The sequence below is a fragment of the Bradyrhizobium uaiense genome (genome assembly GCF_010811875.1).
GTDB lineage: Bacteria > Pseudomonadota > Alphaproteobacteria > Rhizobiales > Xanthobacteraceae > Bradyrhizobium > Bradyrhizobium uaiense.
In genome coordinates this window covers 1-243 of record NZ_VKHP01000990.1, presented here as the reverse complement: position 1 = coordinate 243, position 243 = coordinate 1, and the positions used below count along the sequence as shown (strand labels likewise).

General features: G+C 62.1%; 1 protein-coding gene. It reads left to right on the top strand.

The features are described from left to right. Window positions 1–205, top strand: a 205-nt coding sequence (locus FNJ47_RS50860) for a hypothetical protein (RefSeq protein ID WP_206685443.1), incomplete at its 5' end; no start/stop codon positions are given. Between the last annotated feature and the right edge of the window lie 38 nt (window positions 206–243).

The following is a 243-nucleotide window of genomic DNA, read 5'->3' as shown; positions in this document are numbered from 1 at the left end:
CACGCCAAACAGAAAACGACGAAGTGAGCACAGCAAAGCGAAGTACATCGCCAGAACTGGCGCTACTGCGGGTCGCGCCGCAGCGCCTGCGGGCTTGCCGAGCGGCAGCAACGATCTCGTCGCGTTGACCGAGGTACATCGCGCCCTCGATGCCGCACAGCATGCCGTTCGGGGGCGCGCGATCGATGACGTGGGCATCTGCTGAAGACCGGAATAGTACGGTTCTCTCTGTACTTGTGGGCA